The sequence below is a fragment of the Pseudomonas tritici genome, assembly GCF_014268275.3.
GTDB classification, from domain to species: domain Bacteria; phylum Pseudomonadota; class Gammaproteobacteria; order Pseudomonadales; family Pseudomonadaceae; genus Aquipseudomonas; species Aquipseudomonas tritici.
Genome location: NZ_CP077084.1, coordinates 386,958 through 408,038 on the forward strand (window position 1 = coordinate 386,958; position 21,081 = coordinate 408,038).

Here is a 21,081-nt window from a genome sequence, read left to right on the forward strand (position 1 = left end):
CCCCACTGATCACGAGTGCCTGGCATGCAGCTACCGGACATGAACCTGTTGGTCGCCCTCGACGCCTTGCTTGATGAGGGCAGTGTGGTCGGCGCCGCACGGCGGATGAACCTCAGCCCGGCCGCGATGAGCCGCACCCTCACGCGGATTCGCGAAGCGGTGGGCGACCCGATTCTGGTACGCGCCGGTCGCGGCCTGGTGCCGACGCCCAAGGCGCTTCAGTTGCAGGGCCAGGTGCGCAATGTGGTGGAGCAGGCGGCGCTGCTGTTCCGCTCGGCGGACCAGGTTGACCTGAGCACCTTGCGCCGCCGCTTCAGCGTGCGCGCCAATGACTTTTTTATCGGCGTGTATGGCGGTCGCCTGTTCGACACCATGGAGCGCATGGCACCGCTGTGCGAGCTGTGCTTTGTGCCCGAAGGCGACACCGACGACGAGGCCCTGCGCGAAGGGCGGCTGGATTTGCGCGTGAGCAACACCACGCCGACCAGCCCCGAAGTGAAGGTGCAAAACCTGTTTTCCACGACCTTCGTCGGCCTGGCGCGGGAAGACCACCCGTTGTTCGACGAGGAAATCACCGCCGCGCGCTTCGCCAGCTATTCCCATATCAGCATCTCGCGGCGCGGCATTGCCCGTGGGCCGATCGACACCGCGCTGAACGCCCAGGGCCTTGAGCGTCGGGTGGCGATGATCGCTCCAGGCTTTCACGGCGCGATGTTCATGCTGCCGGATTCCGACCTGATCCTGCCGGTGCCCAAGGAAGCGTTGTTGAGCGCCAATCGCCTGAAACTGCCACTGCGCGCGTTCGCCTTGCCGATCTCGCTGCCCACGCTGGTATTGGCGCAATCCTGGCACCCGCGATTCGACAAAGACCCCGCCCATAAATGGCTGCGCGAAACCATGCGCGAAAGCTGCCACGCCACTTGGCTCGAAGCCCAACCCACTTGAATCTAAAGCGAGCACGGTCCATGTGGGAGCTGGCTTGCCTGCGATAGCGGTGGGTCAATTAACCAGTGTGTATCAGACAGCCCGCCATCGCAGGCAAGCCAGCTCCCACAGGAGTTTGCGCAGATTTTTAGGATTGCGTCTGGCGCACTTATAACCTGCCAACAAGTAACTTTTTGTCATATGTGTGCCTGATTAAACTGCTCGGGTATTGACCATTCCGAGTTACCTGTTCATGACTTCCCTCGCTGCCCCCACCCTTGCGGCCGCAGCCAAGCCCACTGCCATCACCCCGCCCGTATTCGGCCCGCGCATCATCATCGGCCTGGTCGGCGTGTTGTTGGCGGTGCTGGTCTCCGGTCTCAACGAGATGGTCACCAAGGTGGCCCTCGCAGATATTCGCGGCGCTCTATACATCGGGTTTGACGAAGGCACCTGGCTGGTTGCGGCCTACACCGCCACCTCCGTGTCGGCCATGGCCTTTGCGCCCTGGTGTTCGGTGACTTTTTCGCTGCGGCGTTTCACCCTGTGCGCCATCGGCCTGTTCACCGTGCTCGGCATTTTGTGTCCGTTCGCGCCGAATTACGAAAGCCTGTTGGTGCTGCGCACCGTGCAAGGCCTGGCGGGCGGTGCATTACCGCCGATGTTGATGACCGTGGCGCTGCGCTTCCTGCCAGCCAACGTCAAGTTGTACGGGCTGGCCGGTTATGCGCTCACCGCTACCTTCGGTCCAAGCCTGGGCACACCGTTGGCGGCGCTGTGGACCGAATATGTCGGCTGGCAGTGGGCGTTCTGGCAGATCGTCGCGCCGTGCCTGTTGGCGATGGCCGCCGTGGCCTACGGCCTGCCGCAAGACCCGCTGCGTCTGGAGCGCTTCAAGCAATTCAACTGGCGCGGCTTGCTGCTGGGCTTCCCGGCGATCTGCATGCTGGTGATCGGCATCCTGCAAGGCAACCGTTTGGACTGGTTCGAGTCGGGGCTGATCACGTTCCTGCTGAGCGGCGGCGGCGTGTTGCTGGTGCTGTTCATGGTCAATGAATGGTCGCACCCGATGCCGTTTTTCAAGCTGCAGATGCTTGGCCTGCGCAACCTGGCGTTCGCCTTGATCGTGCTGGCAGGCGTGCTGATGGTGCTGACCTCGGTGATCATCATCCCGTCGAGTTTCCTCGCCCAGGTCCAGGGTTACCGGCCCCTGCAAACTGCGCCGGTGATGTTGCTGATGGCGCTGCCGCAGTTGATTGCACTGCCGTTGGTGGCGGCGCTGTGCAACCTGCGGTGGGTCGACTGCCGCTGGGTGCTGGGGATTGGCCTCGGTATGTTGGTGCTGTGCTGCATAGGCAGCGCGCACCTGACCTCGGAATGGATTCGCGACGATTTTTACGGCCTGTACCTGCTGCAAATCTTCGGGCAACCGATGGCCGTGTTGCCGCTGCTGATGCTTTCCACCGGCAGCATCCAGCCAATGGACGGGCCGTTCGCCTCCGCCTGGTTCAACACCGTCAAGGGCTTGGCCGCCGTGATTGCCACGGGCGTGCTCGATGCGCTGACCACCCAGCGCCTGCACTTTCACTCGACGATGTTGGTGGACCGCCTGGGCAACTCGCCCCTGGTCGATGGCGACGCGTCGGGCCTGGCGCACCGCCTGCACGAGCAGGCGGTGGTGCTGACCTCTTCGGATCTCTATTACGTCATGGCCGCGGTCGCGGCGGCGTTGATCCTGCTGATTTTCTGGATGCCCACGCGGATCTTCCCGCCCCGCGCACCGACTTGATTGAAAGGACTGCTCATGAAACGCAAAGACAAAATTGCCGTCTCCGTTATCGCCGTATTTGCTGTCGGCGTTCTGGTGTACCTGGCCGCGCCGGGCCTGCTCGGCAGCAAGCGCCAGACCACCAACGACGCCTTCGTCGCCGCTGACTTCACCCTGGTAGCACCGCGCGTGGCGGGCTTTATCAAGGAGGTGCTGGTGGAAGACAACCAGCGCGTCAAGGCCGGGCAACTGCTGGCGCTGATCGACGACCGCGATTTTCGCGCCGCCGCCCAGGCGGCTGACGCCGATACGCTCGTCGCCCAAGCCCAACTGAAAAACGCCACCGCCACTCTGGAGCGCCAAAGCTCGGTGATCGCCCAGGCCCAGGCCACCGTCGCGGCGGATCGCGCCGAAGTGTCTTTCGCCGAACACGAGCTGAACCGCTACAACCACCTCGCTGGTGTGGGCGCTGGCACCGTACAGAACGCCCAGCAGGCCAAGACCCGCATCGACCAGGCCACCGCGCGCCTGGCCAGTGCTACGGCGGTGCTGGCGGCTGAACGCAAGCAAGTGGAAATCCTCACGGCCCAGCGCGATGCCGCCGAAGGTGGGCTCAAACGCGCTCAGGCCGCGCTGGAATTGGCCAGTTACCAACTGTCGTACACGCGCATTGTCGCGCCAGTGGATGGCATGGTCGGCGAGCGTGCGGTGCGGGTCGGCGCCTATGTGACGCCGGGCAGCAAGATCCTCGCGGTCGTGCCGTTGGAGGAGGCCTACGTGGTGGCCAACTTCCAGGAAACCCAGCTTTCCCATATGCACGCCGGCCAAGCCGTGCAGGTGCGCGTCGACAGCCTCGACGGTGAACTGCTCAACGGCCATCTGGAAAGCCTGGCGCCCGCGACTGGAGTGACTTTCGCCTCGGTCAAACCTGATAACGCCACGGGCAACTTCACCAAGGTCGTACAGCGCATTCCGGTCAAAATCGTCCTCGAACCCAATCAGCTTCTGACCGAACGCCTGCGGGTCGGCATGTCGGTGGAAGCCAGCGTCGACACTCAGCCGGTCGCGCAGCAGCGTGAGGTGGCCCAGCAATGAAACAAATTGCCTGGCTCATGTTGAGTATCATCAGCCTGAGTGCCTGCACCGTCGGCCCGGACTTTCAGAAACCCCAGAGCCCGCAAGTGGCGCAATGGAGCGAACCCCAGGGCCGCAAGGCGGCCAGCCGCGCCGTCAGCGACCCGCTGCAGGAACGCTGGTGGGATGTGTTCCACGACGAGCAACTCTCGGCCCTCACGCGTCGCGCGCTCACCGATAACCTCGACTTGAAACTGGCCAGCAGCCGCCTGCAACAAAGCCGCGCCGTACGCAAAGTGACCACTGCCGAGCGCTATCCCAACGTCAATGCCACCGGTGACTACCAACGCCAACGCAACAGTGGCAAAGGCCTGAGCGACCCGTCCGGCAACAACGGCCGTTCGGCCTTCAATCAATGGGACATGGGCTTCTCCGCCTCCTGGGAGCTGGATTTCTGGGGCCGCGTCAAACGTGAAACCGAAGCCGCCGACGCCACCCTGCAAGTGGCTGAAAACGACCGTCGCGCTGTGCTGCTGTCAGTGTTGGCCGAGACCGCCCAGGACTACATCCAACTGCGCGGCGTACAGAACACCCGCGCCGTCACTGAGCAAAACCTCGACGTCGCCCGCCACAGCCTCAAGCTTTCGCAGTTGCGCTTGGCTGACGGCGTGGCGACAGATTTGGATGTGGCCGAAGCCGCTGCCCAAGTCGCCGCCATCGAAGCGCGCCTGCCAGATTTGCAACAGCGTCAGGACCAACTGATCAACGCCCTCAGCCTGCTGATGGGCGAGCCGCCGCAAGCCTTGCACGCGCAGTTGTCCAAGGACGCCGCCGTGCCGCAAACCCAGCGCCAGGTTGCAATTGGCTTGCCGTCGGAGTTGGCCGAGCGTCGCCCGGATATCCGCCAGGCCGAGGCCCGGCTGCACGCTGCCACCGCGAGCATCGGCGTAGCCAAGGGCGATTTTTACCCGCGCATCACCTTGTCCGGCAGCCTCGGTTCCCAGGCCATGCAACTCTCGGATTTCGGTTCCTGGGGCTCACGCGCGTTTGCCTTCGGTCCGCAGTTCAGCCTGCCGCTGTTCAATGGCGGGCGTTTGCAAGGCATGCTGAACCTGCGCGAAGCCCAGCAACAGGAAGCGGCGCTTGCCTACCAGCAAACCGTACTGCGCGCCTGGCATGAGATCGACGACCAGCTGACCCGCTACAACGCCAGCCAACTGCGGCGCGACAGCCTCGCTGAAGCCGTGCGCCAGAACCAGATCGCCCTGACCACCGCGCAGCATCAGTACGTTGAAGGGGTGGTGGATTTCGTCAACGTGCTGACCGTGCAAAGCGCGCTGCTGGCCACGCAAGAGCAGTGGGTGGAAAGCTCCACCGGTGTGTCCCTGGCGATGGTTGGCCTGTACAAAGCCTTGGGTGGCGGCTGGGAATCGGTGTACCCGCTGCAAGCCGCTGGGCGCTGAGTTACAAAGAGTTTTTGTCAGTCGCGAAATAAGGTGTAATGATAATTGCTCTCAATAGTGTATCTGAGCTTTTCATGGACACCGCGACTGACGGCCAGCAACAGCTTCATCTTTTGTACCGCGATCATCACGGCTGGCTCCAAGGCTGGCTGCGCAAGCGCCTGGGCGATCGCGAACACGCCGCCGATATCGCGCAAGACACCTTCCTGCGCCTGCTGGTGTCGGGACGCTTCCCCGGCGATAAGGAAAGCCGCAGCTACCTGGCGCAGATCGCACGCAACCTGGTGATCGACCAATGGCGGCGCCTGCGCATTGAGCGCGCCTATTTGGAAAGCATCGCGCACTTGCCCGAGCCGGAGTCGCCGTCCCTGGAAACCCGCGCGCTGATCCTCGAAACCCTGATGCGGATCGACGCCATGCTCGACCGCATGCCTGACAACGTGCGCCGCGCATTCCTGCTGTCGCAGTTCGAAGGTCTGAGCTATGCACAGATCGCCGAGCGTTTGGGCGTCACCGTCAGCTCGGTGCAGAAATACATGACCCGTGCGATTGTGGCTTGCTACCAAGTAGCTTACGAAGAATGAAACATGACGCGCCTATTGCCCAGGCCATTGTCGAGCAAGCCAGCGAGTGGCTGATGCTGCAATGGGGCGGCGACCTGCAAGGCGAACAACGCCAGGCCTTTGCCCGCTGGCAGGCCGCCGACCCGGAACACCGGCGTGCCTGGCAGCGTTTGCAGCACTTGCAACACACCCTTGGGACCGTACCCGCCGACAGCGCCCGCGCAGTGTTGCGCGACACACCGGACACCCAGCGCCGCGCGGCGCTAAAGCTGCTGGGCGTGTTGTTGATGGCCGGCGGCAGTGGTTACTTGGTGCAACGCAGCGAACCCTGGCAAGCCGCGTTCGCCGAATATCGCACCCACACCGGTGAGATTCGTCACGTCACCCTGAGCGACGGCACGCGCCTGGACCTCAACAGCGACAGTGCGGTGGACCTGCGTTTCAGCAGCACTGAGCGGCGTATCCGCCTGATCCGGGGTGAGATCTTGCTGACCAGCGGGCACGACCCGGTTCGACCTTTAATCGTCGAAACCCCAGCGGGTGATGTGCAGGCGCTGGGCACGCGCTTTGCCGTGCGCGAGCTGCCCGACGGCAGCCGTGTCGACCTGTTCGAAGGCCGCGTGCGCGTCACCCCGTTGCATGGCGCAGCCGTGCAGATGAATGCGGGCGACAGCCTATGGTTCAACCAGCGCCAAAGCTCGGCGCTGGCGGCGGTGAGCGCCAATGCCAGCAGTTGGACCGAACACCGCCTGATCGCCGAGCGCCAACCGCTGGGTGAGTTTGTCGCGCAACTGAGCCGTTATCGTCCGGGGTTATTACGGTGTGATCAGGCGGTGGCGGGCTTGTTGCTCACCGGCGTGTTTCCGCTGAACGATACCGACGCCATTCTCGCCGCGTTGGAGCGTTCGTTGCCGGTACAGGTGCAGGCGGTCACGCGCTATTGGGTGACGATCAAGGCGCGGGTCTGAACATTTTTTCAGGCGTGCTTGTCGGTTTTTGCGTCCCGCTCGGGATACCTCTTGAAAGCCAATCAAGAAGCGTTCTCATGGGGAGTCTTGCAATGCCGCACCACCCAATCCAACCCTTGGCCCGCGCCCTGCGCCGTGGCTTGTTTGTCAGCCTGTTGGCGACGGTGCCGATGGTACCGACTTTCGCTCATGCCGAAGAAAGCGCCGAGACGCTGCGCAGCTACAACATTCCAGCCGGCAGCCTCGACCAGGCGCTGAACCGCTTTGCCAGTGCCTCAGGCATCTTGCTGTCGGTGGACGCCACGCTCACCGAAGGCAAGCGCAGTGCCGGTTTGCAGGGGCGCTTCGGGGTCGGGTCCGGCCTGGAACGGCTGCTGGCGGGCAGCGGTTTGTTGGCGGTGCAATCCCAGGGTGGTTGGTCGTTGCAGGCGATTCCCAATGGCGGGCCTTTGCAGCTTGGCGCCACCCAGATCAGCGGCCAGCAAGCGCAGGAAAGTGCCTGGGGCCCGGTGGACGGCATCGTGGCAACGCGCAGTGCGTCCGGCAGCAAGACGGACTCATCGCTGGTGGAAATCCCCCAAACGATCAACGTGATCACCGCCGCCGAAATCAAGGCGCGTGGGGCCCAGAGCGTCACCCAGGCGTTGCTCTACACCCCTGGCATGAGCGCTGGCGGCTTCGCCGACCGGGTCAAGTTGTTCGATGAGCCGACTTCCCGGGGCTTCTCGCCCACGCCGCTTTACCTCGATGGTTTGCACCTGCCCTACGGCGGCGGCAGTACCGGGGGCGCGTTGCAGATCGAGCCGTATTCCCTGGAACGCATCGAAGTGCTCAAGGGCCCGGCCTCGGTGCTTTATGGGCAGAACCAGCCCGGCGGCATCGTCAATATGGTCAGCAAGCGACCCAGCGCAACCCCGATACACCAAGTGGTACTGGAAGCCGGCACCTACGAGCATAAAAGCGCGGCTATCGACCTGAGCGGCCCGCTGGATGAGCAGGGGCAATTTCTGTATCGCCTCACCGGCCTGGCCAACGATGGGCAGGACGAAGTCAATTACGTCGAAAACAAACGCCAGTTCATCGCGCCCAGCCTCACCTGGCGGCCCAACGATGACACCAACGTGACGCTGTTCGCGCAGTACCAGAAAGACAAAGGCGTGCCCGAAGCCCAAGGCTTGCCGGCGTCCGGCACCTTGTGGGACAACCCCAACGGCAAGATCAAGCGCGACCTGTTCATAGGCGAACCGGGCGTCAACCAGTACAACCGCGAGCAATACGTGCTGGGCTACGAGGTTTCCCACCGCCTCAACGACACCTGGACCCTCAAGCAGAACGCACGCTACGCCGAGGTCGACGACCGCTACACCGCACCGTTGCACGGCTACCGTTTTGTCGCCAACCCGGTCACCGGCGTGCAGGACCAACGCTACCTGCAACGCTTCGGTGTGGACTGGGCGCAGAACAACAAAGTGTTTGGCGTGGACAGCATCGCCCAGGCCGAATTCGACACGGGTGCGTTCTCCCACACCATGATCTTCGGCCTGGATTACTACCATTCCAACTCGCAGTTCCATGGTTTGTACGATCGCAACCCGCCGATCATCGACCTGTTCAAGCCGGTCTATGGCCAGCGCTTGAACTTTGGCCAGCCGTATCGCTGGGACCGCACCATCACTCAGACCGGCCTCTACGTGCAGGACCAGATCAAGTGGGACAAATGGGCGTTGGTCCTCGGCGGTCGCTACGACTGGGCCAACGTGGTCAATAAAGAACCCCTGACCGATACCCGCTTCGCCAGCAAAGACCAGGCGTTCACTGGGCGTGCGGGACTGGTGTACCTGTTCGATAACGGCCTGGCACCCTTCGTCAGTTATACGGAATCCTTCCTGCCGTTGGCGGGCACCGATGCGAACCAAAAGCCGTTCGAGCCGTCCACCGGCAACCAATACGAAGTCGGCGTGAAGTACCAGCCGCCCGGCCAGAAGAGTTTCGTGCAGGTTTCGGTCTACCAACTGGACCAGGAAAATGTGCTCACCACCAATCCCGTGGACACCACCTTCAGCACCCAAAGCGGCGCCATGCGTTCACGCGGAGTGGAGCTGGAAGCCAAGGCTGCGCTTAGCGACGCTTGGGACATCGTCGCATCGGCGTCGCGCAACGACATCAAATACACCAAGGACAACGACGGCCGCCAAGGCCGCCACCCTGCCGGCATCTCGCCGCTCACCGCATCGATGTGGGTCAATTACACCGTGCTCGGCGACACTCCACTGGCCGGCCTCGGCGCAGGCCTGGGCGTACGCTACGCGCGCCAAAGCCTGGGCGACTACTACGAAGGCGCCTTCAACGTGCCGTCCTACAGCGTCTACGACGCCAGCCTGAGCTACGACCTGAGCCGTTCGCCGCTCAAGCTCAAAGGCGTGAAACTGGCGATGAACGTGCAGAACCTCACTAACAAAACCTACGTGTCGCAGTGCACCAGTAATCTGGATTGCTACTACGGGGAAGGGCGCACGGTGGTGTCGAGCCTGACCTACGACTGGTAGGTAATCGGTTGTAGGAGGCCTCCTGATTGAGTGGGGTGTGAACTTTGAACGTCTCGCGAGCGTTAGCTTCGGCTGGCAACCCTCGCGAGATACTGCCCATGTCCATCGCCGAAAATCCCTATGCCACACCGCGCTCCAGCCTGAGCTGGATGCCGGTTCGTGAACCGATGTTTCTGGTCGTGGCCCCGCGCAAATTCCTCGTCATGATGCTGCTGACGCTGGGCGGCTACTTCGTCTACTGGCTCTACCGACAATGGACGTTTTATCAGCGGGCCACGGGCAAGAGGCTATGGCCCTGGGTTCGGGTGCTATTTCCGGCGTGCTATTTCTGTTCGCTGATCCTCAGCGTGATGCGTGAACTGGAGCAGGGCGAGTCCGCCTACCACTGGTGGCCACGTTGCCTGGCGGTGGCGATTTTTGTGTGCGGGTGTTTGCCCTTCACGGTGTTGTGGCTGCTTTCACCGTTCGCCGCACTCGCTGTAGCTGCCTGCATCGCAATGTTGCAGGTCGCGCTGGCGTTGCAGTTGCAAGATGCGATTAATCATTTGGAGCATGACCCCGACGGGGCGAGAAACACGCATCTCACGAGCGCCAATTGGGTTGCAATAGTGGTTGGGCTGCTGGGATGGGGGTGGGTTGTGACAGGCGTGGTGTGGGGCGCCGGTTGAGGGGGAGTGTTTCAAGGGTTCTGCAAAAATACCACATACCCCCGAAACCACTCACTCCGCTGCAAATACCCAGGTTCCTCCCACGTCCCGCCTTGAATCAGCCCGATCTTGAACGGCAACCCCAGCCTATTCATTCGTGGCAGGTACGCCGCGTAATCCGGAATGCTGTGCCGCCCTTGATAGGTCTGCACTACCACTTCATCCACCACGCCTTTGAGCTGCGCAATGGCGGCCGGGTCGGCGTTGCTGCTCCAATCCATCAGGCCAGTGATGCTCAAGCGCAGGTCGGCCGGCAGGCGTTGGCGCAGGTCGCGCAGGAAGTCGGCGTATTCGTGCAGGTATTGGGTGCGGGCGTCGAAGTCGATCTGGATCCCGACGACCGGGTTGCCCGCTTCACGCCAGCGTTGCACCTGGCCGAGCAGTTGACGGTAGACCTGTTCTGGCCAGCGCAGGGTGTGGGCGCGGTAGACGATCCAGATTTCACCCTGAGTGATGCGCGGCACGCTGATGCCCTGCGCGATCATCTGCACGCCGCGCCCTGGCGCGCGGCGGGTGGCGTTGATCTGGCCCTGAAGGATATACAGGGTTTTGGCCTGCTTGAGCACCGGTTGTGGGGTGACGCCGCTCCACAGCCAAAAGGCGTCATAGTTGCGGGCGTCGACGGCGCCGAAGGCCGGGCTTGCCAGTAACAGCAAGCCTAGCCACAGGTGTTTCACCAGTAGTACTGCAGCGACTTGCCCCACTGGGTGTCGGCAAAGCTGCTTTTCAACTGGCGGAACCAGGCTTTGCGCACGGCGGGCTCAACGTCTTGCCCGCCGCAGCTGTTGTAGCCGGACGGCCCATAGCAGTTGATGACGCGGAACAGCGCGTAGGCCCTGTCATTCTTCGGCGCCTTGGTATTGCCGATCACCTGTTTGTAGCCGTCCAGGCGCGAGAAGGTTTCGCCCTTGAAGTCCGATGCGGTGCTGCCCAGGCTGCCGGCGGCGCGCGCCTGCTCCAATGGCATGCCGTCCAGGCCGTTACGCAGGATGAATTCACCCAGGCAGTTCAGGCCCTGTGGATTCTTCGCGTCATTTTGCAGGACGGCGGCGGTTTGCGTGATGGCTGGGCAGGCGTAGCCGGATTCGGCTTTATCGCCATTCCACTGGAACAGCTTCAAGGTCTGGCTGGCGCTGTAGACGTAGCCCAAGCTGGTACCCAGCTTATCTTCAGGGGCAGCGACCGGCAGTTGCTTGAGGTCCTCGGCGAATGTCGCGTACTGGCCGCGCAGCAGGTCTTTGTAGAGCAGCACGAATTGCGCGGTCTGGCGTTCCAGCGGGTCGCTGGCCTGGGCGATCTGCTGGCGCAGCAGCTCAGGGCCTGCAACGTTGCGCAGCAGAATGTAGCGCACCTGCTTGGCGCTGATCGGCGAATCGGCGGCGAACACTTTGGCCAACTGGCCGCTGCGCTCGTAGTTCATCGCCAACGCCAGCTCAAGCTGGTCGCGTTGCAGCGGCATTTTCGCCAGGGGCAGCAGTTGCAGCCATAGTGCTTCGGCGCCTTTCCAGTCTTGCTTGGCTTCCAGGGCCAGTGCGCGCAGGGTCTGTTGGCTGAAGGCGAAGTAGTTCAGGCTCGACGGCACGCTCTGGGGCAACTGCTTCAAGGCGGCGTCCGGTTGATGCTCGATGTACAACGCACACACCGCCAGCAAGTAGTCGTACAGCTCCGGCGCGCTGGCGAATGCGGCTTTTTGCTTCTCCAAGTCGGCGCGGGACAGGGCAGGCTGGTTGCCACCGCGCATCACCATCAGGTCGCTGACAAGCTGGATCATCGGCGTGGTGACGGTCTCGCTATTAACCATCAACAGCTTGAGGTCGGCTTCCTCCACCAGTTCGTCCACCGACACATTGCGCTGCGTATCAGTCGCCTGAGTCATCGCCCAGGCGTAGGCCTCGGCGAGCTTGGTGTTGTCACCCGCCAGCCAATACACGCGGCGCAACAGGCCACGGGCGGAGGCCACGTAATCGCCCTGTGGATAAGTTTTCAGGTAGGTGAGGAATCCTTCTTCGGCATCGCTCAGGGCGGACTTATCCACATGCTCAAGACGCGGCATGCCGTATTCGTCGAAGGCTTCAGCCTGGGCCTGGTTCAAAGAAGTGCGCGCCGTCATGTACAGCGCGGTTTCCTGCAGCCAAGGCACATTGCTACTGCTGGCAGCGGCAAAACCGCGTTCGGCGTCACTGAAACGACCGCTGTAGAAGTCGGCGGCGGCCTGCAGGTAAGTGCGAAACAGCTGGCCGTCGGCGGACTGGATCTGCTGGGCGTCCGCCACTTGGCCGTCCCAGGAGCAGGCGGTCAGCAACTGCAAACGCGCCTTCACCAGCACCTCGCGCTCGGCCGCCGGCATGTCAGCCTTGATCACCTGGCTGATAAATGCGGTGGCGCTGTCATCGTCGTTGCTGCGGCAGCGGCTGCCCTCGCCATTGAGGAACGCTTCACCGGCGGTTTTGTACTCGTCGCGCTTGATGCCCAGAGCTTGGAGCAGCGTGTCGAGTTCGGCGGTGCGCGAGTCGTCCGGCTTGTTGTCGGGTTCTTCGTTTGTGCTGCGCATAGGCGCCAGTCGATAGACCGGGAAGGGCACCGGGCCAAAGCCCTGGGCCAGGTCGTCTTCGCTCAAGGCATTGGGCGCCAGGAGCGCAGCCTTTTTGTCCGCCAGCAGCAGGCGCAGGTTGACGCGGCTGTCGTTGCCCGGGTTGAGGAAGGGTTGGTTGCTGCACGCGTCGAGACTGTCACGCGAGACCCGCCAATCGGGGTAGCACGAGTCGTCGGAGCTGGCCTGGGCCTGTTGGGTCATACCCGCGAGCAGTGCCAGTGCCAGGGGTGACAGAAAACCGATGCGCATGACGTGTCCTTGATCCTGAGTCCTTGGAGGAGGGCAATAATAGCGTGTTCCTACGGTCGCTTCGGAGAAGCCCTGCACAAATTGCCGATTTATCGGGTTATAGAAGCGAATCAGGGGCTTTTGTCCTAGAGTGGCGGTGTTTGCACTCAGGCAATCAAGGGCAGGGGAATCGAGGTGCGTCGGTCTGTGGTAGAGCAAAACGAAAAGGTCGGGACGTTACCCGCACTCAACCGCCTCTCTTGGGAAGGTGCCGGTTGGATCAGCCGACTCTGGTGGGTGCCGATTCTGGCGCTGGCCATGGCCCTGCGTTTTTACAACCTGACGGCGGCGGCGATCTGGGGCGACGAAGGCTCCAGCCTGTTGCTCAGCGAATACGCCGTGGCCGACCTGTGGTTCCACGCGGCGCATGATGTGCACCCGCCGCTGTATTTTTTTCTGCTGCGCGGCTGGATTGAGCTGTTCGGCGACAGCATCTGGTCGATTCGCAGCATGAGCGCCGTCCCCGGTGTGGTCGCCGTGGGCCTGGGCGTCTGGCTGACGCAGCAATTGTCCAGCCGTCGTGCGGCGGTGCTGGCGGGCATTTTGCTGGCGCTATTACCCACGGCGGTGCGCTACAGCCAGGAAGTGCGCATGTACTCGCTACTGGGCGTGTGGTTGCTGGGCGCCACGCTGGCGCTGGTGTATTGGGTGCGTCAGCCCGAGCGCACGCGTTATCTGGCGGCCTATGTCGTGTTGATGAGTGCTGGTTTCTACACCCATTACTTCACGGCGCTGTGTGTGCTGGTGCATTGGGCCTATCTGGGTGTGCTTTGGGGTACGGCGCCGCGAGACCGGCGCCTGATCACCCGCCCGGCATGGTGGGTGGCTAACGCCGCGATTGTGCTGTTGTATCTGCCTTGGCTGCCTAACCTGTTGGACCTGGTGCAACACGTCGAACAGCTCAAGGTGGGCGGCGACATAGGCTGGGAAGAACCGGTCAGCCTGTTCTCCCTGCCTTCGATGATCTGGCAGTTCGTGCTCCAGGATGAAGGCGTTGGCTTCTGGCCGCCGTTGTTCTGGCTGTTTCCGCTGCTGCTGGTGACTGTTGTTGTGATCACCGCTTGGCGAGATCGCGAACGCTACCGACCGGCCAGCCTGCTGGCGCTGTTTTTCCTGTTGCCACTGCTGCTGGTCTACGGCGTGTCATTTGTTTCCCCGGTGTTTATCGAGCGCTACTTGACGGTATACGCCTTGGGCTTGCCGGTTCTTGTGGCGATGGCTATCGACCGCCTGCCGTCGCGGTTTTCACTGCTGGGGGTGGCGCTGTTTGTGCTGTTTGTCGGCGTCGAACTGGTGGGGTTGAAGAACAACTTTGCCGTGGATGAACACGACCAGTTCAACGTGCCGGTGGAGTTCGTCAACCGCAACTACCAGGAAGACGACCGCATCGTCCTCAGCGACATGATGTGGTACCTCAGCTACGTGTATTACGACCAGACCGACGCCCAATTGCAGCTCTACACCCCGCCCAAACCGGACGGCACGCCTACTCGGCCGAATGCGTATGGCTTCGGTACCTTGGTAGACCAGGACGGCGGGCGCATCTATCTCGACCGCCTGTCAGCACTGCCCGCCGAGACCCGGCGCGTGTGGTTGATCAGCAGCAACGAAGCGCCGGATGAATTCGCGCCGCTGCCCGTCGGCTGGCGCGAACTCAGTCGCCAGGATGGCGGCGGTGCCAGGGCGCGGTTGTTTGTGTTGTGCAACGTACCGTCGGCGCAACCCGAGGGCTGTCGCTAGACTGGGTTAATTCTTTTCTTTCAGGAGCCCGTCATGGAATCGCCCGTGCATAGTTTGCCGTCATTGTTCAAACAGCTGGGTCTGGAGAATGACCCGGTGAGTATTGAGCGGTTCGTGGCGGTTCATTCGCCGCTCAACCCGGAGTTGAAATTGGCGGATGCGTTCTTTTGGACGGACAGCCAAAGGGCGTTTTTGCGCGAGGAGATTCTGGAGGATGCGGATTGGGCGGTGGTGGTGGATGAGTTGAATCTGATGTTGCGGGGTGGACGAGGGGTTTAAGCCAGACAGTAAGCTTGAAGCCAGCCCGGTCTAAACGTGGGAGCTGGCTTGCCTGCGATAGCGGAGTGTCAGTCGACATCTACCTCGACTCGACCACCGCCATCGCAGGCAAGCCAGCTCCCACGTGTGTTTTGCAGCGACTCAAATGACTCGCCCGCGCTCAAGCCCGCTTTCTCCATCCCCAGCCCCCACCACCCATCCGCTAAATTGTTTCAAAACTTGACGATGGTGGCTTCATCTACCATATTGATAGTTAGCAAACTAACTGTATGCGAACTATCCAGTGCCTCAATCTCTCGAACAACTCCAGATGAACCTGAGCAGCAGCATGGTGGTGGGCGCCCGTCACTGGCGCAAAATCTGCCAGACCACGCTGGTGAGCTACGGCATCTCCGAAGCCTGCGCCGTGCCGCTCTTGATGATCGGCCGCTTGGGCGATGGCGTGCACCAGGTCAAAGTGGCCCAGGCCTCGGGCATGGAAAGCCCGTCGCTGGTGCGCCTGCTCGACCGGCTGTGCACAGACGGCTATGTGTGCCGCACAGAAGACGTCCACGACCGTCGCGCCAAGTCCTTGAGCCTCACCGAGCGCGGCCGTGAGCTGGTGCAAGCGGTGGAGGCGCAATTGGTGCGTCTGCGTAAGGACGTACTGGCGGATATCGCCCCCAACGATCTGGAAGCCGCGCTGCGGGTATTGCGCGCCTTCGAGGCGGCGACGCTTTGAACGGATTTTTTACCGGTTTCCCGCCCGCCCGTGACTGGTTCTATGGGGTGCGTACCTTCGCGGCGTCGATGATCGCGTTATACATCGCCATGCTTATGCAAATGCCGCGTCCGTATTGGGCGATGGCCACCGTGTATATCGTGTCCAGCCCGTTTGTCGGCCCTACCAGTTCCAAGGCGTTGTACCGCGCCATCGGCACCTTCATGGGCGCGGCGGCGGCGGTGATTTTCGTGCCGATGTTCGTGCAGTCGCCTTATATGTTGGTGGTGGTGATTGCCTTGTGGACGGGCACGTTGCTGTTTCTGTCCATGCACCTGCGCACCGCCAACAACTACGCGTTGATGCTGGCCGGCTACACCTTGCCGCTGATCGCCTTGCCGGTGGTGGATAACCCCCTGGCTGTGTGGGATGTGGCCGAAGCGCGTACCGAAGAAATCTTCCTCGGCATCGTCGTCGCGGCGGTAGTGGGCGCGATGTTCTGGCCGCGCCGTCTCATGCCGGTGTTCGATGGCTCGGTGACCAAGTGGTTTGCCGACGCCCAGGTTTATAGCCAGCGCTTTCTGGCCCGCAATGTTGAGCCTGAAGAAATCAGCACGCTGCGCGGCGGCATGGTCGCCACCTTCAACACCCTCGAACTGATGATCGGCCAGTTGCCCCACGAAGGCGCAAGGCCACAGACGGTGCGTAATACCAAAGAGCTGCGCGGGCGCATGATTCACCTGCTGCCAGTGGTGGATGCACTCGACGATGCGCTGTATGCCATCGAGCATCGCGCGCCGGAGTTCCTGGATAAAATCACGCCATTGCTGGAAGCGACCCGCCAATGGCTGGAAAACACCCAGGACAGCGCGCCGATGGACAGCTGGCGCGCCCTGCGTGACCAGGTCGACGCCCTGCAACCCCACGGCGAAGCGCTGGACGACCGCCACACGCTGCTGTTCTCCAACGCCCTTTACCGTTTGGGCGAATGGATCGACCTGTGGCAAGACTGCCGTAGCCTGCAAGCCGCTATCCAATGTGAAAGCCAGGACAGTTGGCGCGCCGTCTACCGCCACTGGCGCCTGGGACGCCTCACGCCCTTCCTCGACCGTGGCCTGATGTTCTACTCGGCGTTCTCCACCGTCAGCGCGATCATCGTTGCTTCGGTGCTGTGGATTTTGCTGGGTTGGACCGACGGCGGCAGCGCAGTGATCCTGGCTGCTGTCGCCTGCAGCTTCTTTGCAACGATGGATGACCCCGCACCGCAGATCTACCGGTTCTTTTTCTGGACCGCCATGTCGGTGTTGTTCGCCAGCCTCTATCTGTTTTTGGTGCTGCCCAACCTGCATGACTTCCCGATGCTGGTGCTGGCGTTTGCCGTGCCGTTTATCTGCATCGGCACGCTCACCGTGCAGCCGCGATTTTACCTGGGCATGCTGCTGACGCTGGTGAATACCTCGTCGTTTATCAGCATCCAGGGCGCCTATGACGCGGACTTCCTCAACTTCGCCAACGTCAACCTGGCTGGGCCGGTGGGCTTGCTGTTTGCCTTCGTGTGGACACTGATTGCACGGCCGTTCGGTGCTGAACTGGCGGCCAAGCGCCTGACGCGTTTCAGTTGGCGCGACATCGTCACGCTCACCGAGCCCGCGACCCTGGCCGAGCACCGGCACATGGCCGTGCAAATGCTCGACCGCCTGATGCAACACCTGCCGCGCCTGGCCCTGATCAACCAGGACACCGGCACCGCCTTGCGCGATTTGCGCGTGGCGCTGAACCTGCTCGACCTGCTGGCTTACTCACCGCGCATCCTCGGTGTGCCACGGGTGCTGCTCAATCAGGTGGTGGAAGGCGTGGGCGCTTACTTCAAGGCGTGCCTCAAGGCCGGTGAACGCTTGCCGGCGCCCAGCGGTCTGCTGATGACGCTGGACCGCACGCGTCGCGCCCTCAACGGCCAGGGTTTGCAAGACGAAGATGACACCCGCCTGCATCTGCTGCACGCGCTGGCTGGTTTGCGCCTGTCACTGCTGCCGGGCGTGGAATTCATTGGCGGCGCCGAGGTGCAAGCGCCGCTACCCGATGGAGCGCCTTTATGATCGGTGATCTGGATATCAGCGGGGTGTTCCTGCCCACGTTGCTGGTGCTGATGGGCATTACTTATGTGTTGTTTCTGGTGGTGCACGGGTTGTTGACCCGCGTCCACTTCTATCGCCTGGTCTGGCACCGGGCATTGTTCAACGTGGGACTCTACGCGCTGTTGCTGGGCGCGGTGGACTCACTCAGTCGATACCTGATGACATGAAAAAACCTTTTTTGACCATCGGCCGTGTCGTCCTGACGCTGTTGATCGTGACGTTTGCGGTCGTCGTTGTGTGGCGCATGGTTATGTACTACATGTTTGCCCCCTGGACCCGTGACGGCCACATCCGTGCCGACATTGTGCAGATCGCCCCGGACGTGTCCGGGCTGATCCAGCGCGTCGACGTGCGCGATAACCAGTTGGTAACCAAGGGCCAGGTGCTGTTCGCCGTCGATCAGGACCGTTTTAAGCTGGCCCTGCGCCAAGCCCAGGCCGCCGTGGCCGACCGCCAGGAAACCTTGGCCCAGGCCCAGCGCGAGTACAAGCGTAACCGTGGCCTCGGCAACCTGGTGCCCAGCGAGCAACTGGAAGAAAGCCAATCGCGCGTGGCCCGGGCCCAGTCTGCCCTGGCTGAAGCCCAGGTGACGGTGGACTCTGCCCAGCTCAACCTCGACCGCTCGGTGATCCGCAGCCCCGTGGACGGTTACGTCAACGACCGTGCGCCGCGTACCCAGGAGTTCGTCACCGCCGGGCGCCCGGTGCTGTCGGTGGTGGACAGCAATTCCTTCCATATCGATGGCTACTTCGAAGAAACCAAGCTCGACGGCATCCACGTCGGCATGAGCGTGGATATCCGCGTGATTGGCGACAACGCTCGTCTGCGTGGCCATGTGCAAAGCATCGTCGCCGGTATCGAAGACCGCGACCGCAGCAGCGGCTCCAACCTGTTGCCCAACGTCAACCCGGCGTTCAGTTGGGTGCGCCTGGCCCAGCGGATCCCGGTGCGCATTGCGTTTGACGATGTGCCAGCGGACTTCCGCATGATCGCCGGGCGTACGGCGACTGTCTCGATCATCGGCGATAAGGTTAAAGACGGAGACAAACCATGAAGCAGCTGTTGGCGACCGCCGCGCTGGGTTTGCTGCTGTCGGCCTGCCAAGTGGTGGGCCCGGATTACACACTGCCGGATAAAGCCGCCGTCAACCGTGGCGATCTGCAAGGGCAAATTGTTGGGGAGGGTAACAACGTGGTGTCGGTGCCGGTGCCGGCCGACTGGTGGAAACTGTACAAAGACCCGCGCCTGGATGAGCTGGTGCGCCAAGCGATGGCGTCGAACACCGACTTGCGCGTGGCGGCTGCGAACTTGCAGCGTGCGCGCTTTCAGACCCAGCAAGCGGAGTCCGCAGGCGGCTGGAGCTTCGGCGCGAAGGCTGAAGCCCAGCGTCTGCAAGAGTCTGGCGAAGCGTTTTTACTGACGGAAAAAGTCCCGGTGGGCAATATTGGCAGCGTGGGTATCACCACGTCCTACCAGTTCGATCTGTTCGGTACGCTGCAACGCGGCATCGAAAGCGCCCAGGCCAGTGCCGACGCGGCCCAGGCGGCTGCTGATATTGCGCGCATCACCCTGGTAGCCGATGTCGTGCGCTCCTATACCCAGGTCTGTGCCGCGAACGAAGAGCTGGCAATTGCCAATGAGTCCCTCGACCTGCAGGCCCAGAGCACTAAGCTCACCCAGCGTCTGCGTGACGCCGGGCGTGGCGATGAAACCCAGGTGACGCGCTCGCAAACCCAATACAAATCCTTGCGCGCCGACATGCCGCGCTACCAAGCATTGCGCCAGGCCGGGCTGTTCCGCCTGTCGATGCTGTTGGCCAAGCCGGTGGACCAACTGCCGGCGGGCACTGGCACCTGCGCCGAGCTGCCGCACATCGCCCAACTGCTGCCGGTGGGCGATGGCGCGGCGTTGCTCAAGCGCCGTCCCGATGTGCGTCAGGCCGAACGTCAACTGGCCGCCGCCACCGCGAGGATCGGCGTGGCGACTGGCGCGCTTTACCCGGATATCAGCATTGGCGCCACCGTGGGCACCGTTGGCCTGCTCGAAAACCTTGGCCAGCCTGCGACCAACCGTTGGGGCTTTGGCCCAATGATCAGTTGGACAGTGCCGACCAACGGCGCCCGCGCGCGCGTTCACGAAGCCGAAGCCGCCACCCAGGGCGCTCTGGCGCACTTTGACGGCGTGGTGCTCAATGCCATCCGCGAAACCCAGACCGGCCTGGCGCAGTACACTGCGCAACTGCAACGCCGCGATGCATTGGCCGAAGCCGGCGAATCGGCCAAGGAAGCAGCAGGGCAGACCCACCGCTTCTTCCAGGCCGGCCGCGCGTCGTTCCTGGCCGACCTGCAAGCCACCCGCACCTACACCGATGTGCGCGCGCAACTGGCGGCGGCCAACACCCAGGTTGCCATGAGCCAGATCGATCTGTTCCTGGCCCTGGGCGGCGGTTGGGAAAGCGGACGAACGCACGCGTCACAACCCGGCAAACCCTGAGCGAATAGCTATGCTTTGACAGGCGGACCGCCGTGACGATCCGCTTGTCACTGCTCGCGTTTGCTCATGGGGATTCCAATAATGAAAAACCCTTATGCTCCCGCTTTCTGGTGCGTGTGTTTCGCACTGGTGTTGTTATCGGCGACCTATTTCTACGGCGTGATGCTCGCCCATCAGCTCGACAAGGCGATGGTGTTTCTCGACAGTGCCTGCCTGGTGATCGGCACCCTGTCCATCGGCGTCGTGGCGTGGGCCTCTTACCAGAATCAACGGGTGAAGAAAAAACTCCTCGAACAAGGCAAGACCCGCGTGGCGATCTGGGACACCAAGGTCGCCCTGCGCCGGGTCGAGACCGTGTTCGACCGCTATTTCTGGGGCAGCTATTGGCAGCCGGGGCGGACCTTCCAGGAAGTCATGGGTGACCTCACCGGCACGCCCCTGGAGAAAAGCCTCGAAGTCCTGAAAAAACAGTGCGTGGCACTTGATCAGCAGGTCGCTGACGGTAGGCACTGGCTGAACAACGCGCGGGAACTGTCCGACGTCGCCACGCAAATGGCCCGCGAGCGCTACCAGCTGGACTTCTGCGACCCCAAGTCGGACACCCCCGGCAATGCGGTCATACACCGCGAGTTTGAGGTGCTGGTGTACACCTGGACGGCACGCCTGAAGAGTTTCGACCACCAGTTGGATGAAATAGAACTGGAGTATTCGTGAACTAGTGCTGAACTGATCCCTCTGAAAGGCTGGGCCGTTTGTGGCCGCCAGTGCTAATCTTCCCCCGTTTTCGGCGGGCTTGAGCCAATCCCCTTCGGGGTTCAAGGAAGACAGCCCACTTCTCAC

At 62.3% G+C, this 21,081-nt stretch carries 18 protein-coding genes; 16 read left to right on the forward strand and 2 right to left on the reverse strand.

Annotation, left to right across the window (positions count from 1 at the left end):
- Window positions 1–24 precede the first annotated feature (24 nt).
- From HU722_RS01670 to HU722_RS01705, 8 genes are all read left to right on the forward strand, one after another.
- Window positions 25–945, forward strand: a complete 921-nt coding sequence (locus HU722_RS01670) for a LysR family transcriptional regulator (protein WP_065872826.1) — start codon at window positions 25–27, stop codon at window positions 943–945.
- A 232-nt stretch (window positions 946–1,177) separates the two neighbouring features.
- Window positions 1,178–2,713 (forward strand): MFS transporter, encoded by a 1,536-nt coding sequence (locus tag HU722_RS01675; RefSeq protein ID WP_065879688.1) that lies wholly within the window; start codon window positions 1,178–1,180, stop codon window positions 2,711–2,713.
- Window positions 2,714–2,728: 15 nt separating this feature from the next.
- Window positions 2,729–3,787, forward strand: coding sequence for an HlyD family secretion protein (locus HU722_RS01680; protein ID WP_065879689.1), 1,059 nt, complete (start codon window positions 2,729–2,731; stop codon window positions 3,785–3,787).
- Window positions 3,784–5,229: an efflux transporter outer membrane subunit gene (locus tag HU722_RS01685; RefSeq protein ID WP_186755050.1), complete on the forward strand. Its 1,446-nt coding sequence runs from the start codon at window positions 3,784–3,786 to the stop codon at window positions 5,227–5,229. The genes HU722_RS01680 and HU722_RS01685 overlap by 4 nt, the downstream gene beginning before the upstream one ends.
- 74 nt (window positions 5,230–5,303) lie before the next feature.
- Complete coding sequence (locus tag HU722_RS01690; protein ID WP_065872822.1) at window positions 5,304–5,813, forward strand: sigma-70 family RNA polymerase sigma factor; 510 nt, start codon at window positions 5,304–5,306, stop codon at window positions 5,811–5,813.
- Window positions 5,810–6,760: a FecR domain-containing protein gene (locus HU722_RS01695; RefSeq protein ID WP_065872821.1), complete on the forward strand. Its 951-nt coding sequence runs from the start codon at window positions 5,810–5,812 to the stop codon at window positions 6,758–6,760. Before HU722_RS01690 ends, HU722_RS01695 begins: the two co-directional genes overlap by 4 nt.
- 92 nt (window positions 6,761–6,852) lie before the next feature.
- The gene (locus HU722_RS01700; RefSeq protein ID WP_065889319.1) at window positions 6,853–9,306 is read left to right on the forward strand and encodes a TonB-dependent siderophore receptor; all 2,454 of its coding nucleotides are present in this window, start codon (window positions 6,853–6,855) and stop codon (window positions 9,304–9,306) included.
- A 98-nt stretch (window positions 9,307–9,404) separates the two neighbouring features.
- The gene (locus tag HU722_RS01705) at window positions 9,405–9,974 is read left to right on the forward strand and encodes a hypothetical protein (RefSeq protein ID WP_065872819.1); all 570 of its coding nucleotides are present in this window, start codon (window positions 9,405–9,407) and stop codon (window positions 9,972–9,974) included.
- Between the two features lie 11 nt (window positions 9,975–9,985).
- On the opposite strand, the gene HU722_RS01710 is transcribed toward HU722_RS01705, so the two are convergent.
- Together HU722_RS01710 and HU722_RS01715 are read right to left on the reverse strand one after the other, a co-directional pair.
- The gene (locus HU722_RS01710; protein WP_065872818.1) at window positions 9,986–10,690 is read right to left on the reverse strand and encodes a DUF3142 domain-containing protein; all 705 of its coding nucleotides are present in this window, start codon (window positions 10,688–10,690) and stop codon (window positions 9,986–9,988) included.
- Window positions 10,687–12,855, reverse strand: a complete 2,169-nt coding sequence (locus HU722_RS01715; protein WP_065889321.1) for a PA5441 family protein — start codon at window positions 12,853–12,855, stop codon at window positions 10,687–10,689. The genes HU722_RS01710 and HU722_RS01715 overlap by 4 nt, the downstream gene beginning before the upstream one ends.
- A 174-nt stretch (window positions 12,856–13,029) precedes the next feature.
- Here HU722_RS01715 and HU722_RS01720 point away from each other — a divergent pair, with 174 nt between their 5' ends.
- The 8 genes from HU722_RS01720 to HU722_RS01755 all read left to right on the forward strand — a co-directional run bounded on the left by HU722_RS01720 (window position 13,030) and on the right by HU722_RS01755 (window position 20,955).
- Window positions 13,030–14,634 (forward strand): glycosyltransferase family 39 protein, encoded by a 1,605-nt coding sequence (locus HU722_RS01720; protein WP_065889323.1) that lies wholly within the window; start codon window positions 13,030–13,032, stop codon window positions 14,632–14,634.
- A gap of 33 nt (window positions 14,635–14,667) precedes the next feature.
- A complete protein-coding gene (locus HU722_RS01725) occupies window positions 14,668–14,913 on the forward strand; it encodes a DUF2789 domain-containing protein (protein ID WP_065889325.1) in 246 nt (81 codons plus the stop codon).
- A 310-nt stretch (window positions 14,914–15,223) separates the two neighbouring features.
- Complete coding sequence (locus HU722_RS01730) at window positions 15,224–15,634, forward strand: MarR family winged helix-turn-helix transcriptional regulator (RefSeq protein WP_065872815.1); 411 nt, start codon at window positions 15,224–15,226, stop codon at window positions 15,632–15,634.
- Window positions 15,631–17,709 carry an FUSC family protein gene (locus tag HU722_RS01735; protein ID WP_065889327.1) on the forward strand — a complete coding sequence of 693 codons (2,079 nt, stop codon included), beginning with the start codon at window positions 15,631–15,633 and terminating at the stop codon, window positions 17,707–17,709. The genes HU722_RS01730 and HU722_RS01735 overlap by 4 nt, the downstream gene beginning before the upstream one ends.
- Window positions 17,706–17,915 (forward strand): DUF1656 domain-containing protein, encoded by a 210-nt coding sequence (locus HU722_RS01740; RefSeq protein WP_012721577.1) that lies wholly within the window; start codon window positions 17,706–17,708, stop codon window positions 17,913–17,915. Before HU722_RS01735 ends, HU722_RS01740 begins: the two co-directional genes overlap by 4 nt.
- Complete coding sequence (locus HU722_RS01745; RefSeq protein ID WP_049710689.1) at window positions 17,912–18,802, forward strand: efflux RND transporter periplasmic adaptor subunit; 891 nt, start codon at window positions 17,912–17,914, stop codon at window positions 18,800–18,802. The genes HU722_RS01740 and HU722_RS01745 overlap by 4 nt, the downstream gene beginning before the upstream one ends.
- The gene (locus HU722_RS01750; protein WP_065889329.1) at window positions 18,799–20,241 is read left to right on the forward strand and encodes an efflux transporter outer membrane subunit; all 1,443 of its coding nucleotides are present in this window, start codon (window positions 18,799–18,801) and stop codon (window positions 20,239–20,241) included. The genes HU722_RS01745 and HU722_RS01750 overlap by 4 nt, the downstream gene beginning before the upstream one ends.
- 81 nt (window positions 20,242–20,322) lie before the next feature.
- A complete protein-coding gene (locus HU722_RS01755) occupies window positions 20,323–20,955 on the forward strand; it encodes an NADH:ubiquinone oxidoreductase subunit N (RefSeq protein WP_065889331.1) in 633 nt (210 codons plus the stop codon).
- Window positions 20,956–21,081 lie beyond the last annotated feature (126 nt).

Bases quoted from the DNA above. Each gene is read 5' to 3' on its own strand.
- HU722_RS01670 (WP_065872826.1), top strand. From the start codon at position 25: ATGCAGCTACCGGACATGAACCTGTTGGTCGCCCTCGACGCCTTGCTT.
- HU722_RS01675 (WP_065879688.1), top strand. From the start codon at position 1,178: ATGACTTCCCTCGCTGCCCCCACCCTTGCGGCCGCAGCCAAGCCCACT.
- HU722_RS01680 (WP_065879689.1), top strand. From the start codon at position 2,729: ATGAAACGCAAAGACAAAATTGCCGTCTCCGTTATCGCCGTATTTGCT.
- HU722_RS01685 (WP_186755050.1), top strand. From the start codon at position 3,784: ATGAAACAAATTGCCTGGCTCATGTTGAGTATCATCAGCCTGAGTGCC.
- HU722_RS01690 (WP_065872822.1), top strand. From the start codon at position 5,304: ATGGACACCGCGACTGACGGCCAGCAACAGCTTCATCTTTTGTACCGC.
- HU722_RS01695 (WP_065872821.1), top strand. From the start codon at position 5,810: ATGAAACATGACGCGCCTATTGCCCAGGCCATTGTCGAGCAAGCCAGC.
- HU722_RS01700 (WP_065889319.1), top strand. From the start codon at position 6,853: ATGCCGCACCACCCAATCCAACCCTTGGCCCGCGCCCTGCGCCGTGGC.
- HU722_RS01705 (WP_065872819.1), top strand. From the start codon at position 9,405: ATGTCCATCGCCGAAAATCCCTATGCCACACCGCGCTCCAGCCTGAGC.
- HU722_RS01715 (WP_065889321.1), bottom strand. From the start codon at position 12,855: ATGCGCATCGGTTTTCTGTCACCCCTGGCACTGGCACTGCTCGCGGGT.
- HU722_RS01725 (WP_065889325.1), top strand. From the start codon at position 14,668: ATGGAATCGCCCGTGCATAGTTTGCCGTCATTGTTCAAACAGCTGGGT.
- HU722_RS01730 (WP_065872815.1), top strand. From the start codon at position 15,224: ATGAACCTGAGCAGCAGCATGGTGGTGGGCGCCCGTCACTGGCGCAAA.
- HU722_RS01740 (WP_012721577.1), top strand. From the start codon at position 17,706: ATGATCGGTGATCTGGATATCAGCGGGGTGTTCCTGCCCACGTTGCTG.
- HU722_RS01745 (WP_049710689.1), top strand. From the start codon at position 17,912: ATGAAAAAACCTTTTTTGACCATCGGCCGTGTCGTCCTGACGCTGTTG.
- HU722_RS01750 (WP_065889329.1), top strand. From the start codon at position 18,799: ATGAAGCAGCTGTTGGCGACCGCCGCGCTGGGTTTGCTGCTGTCGGCC.
- HU722_RS01755 (WP_065889331.1), top strand. From the start codon at position 20,323: ATGAAAAACCCTTATGCTCCCGCTTTCTGGTGCGTGTGTTTCGCACTG.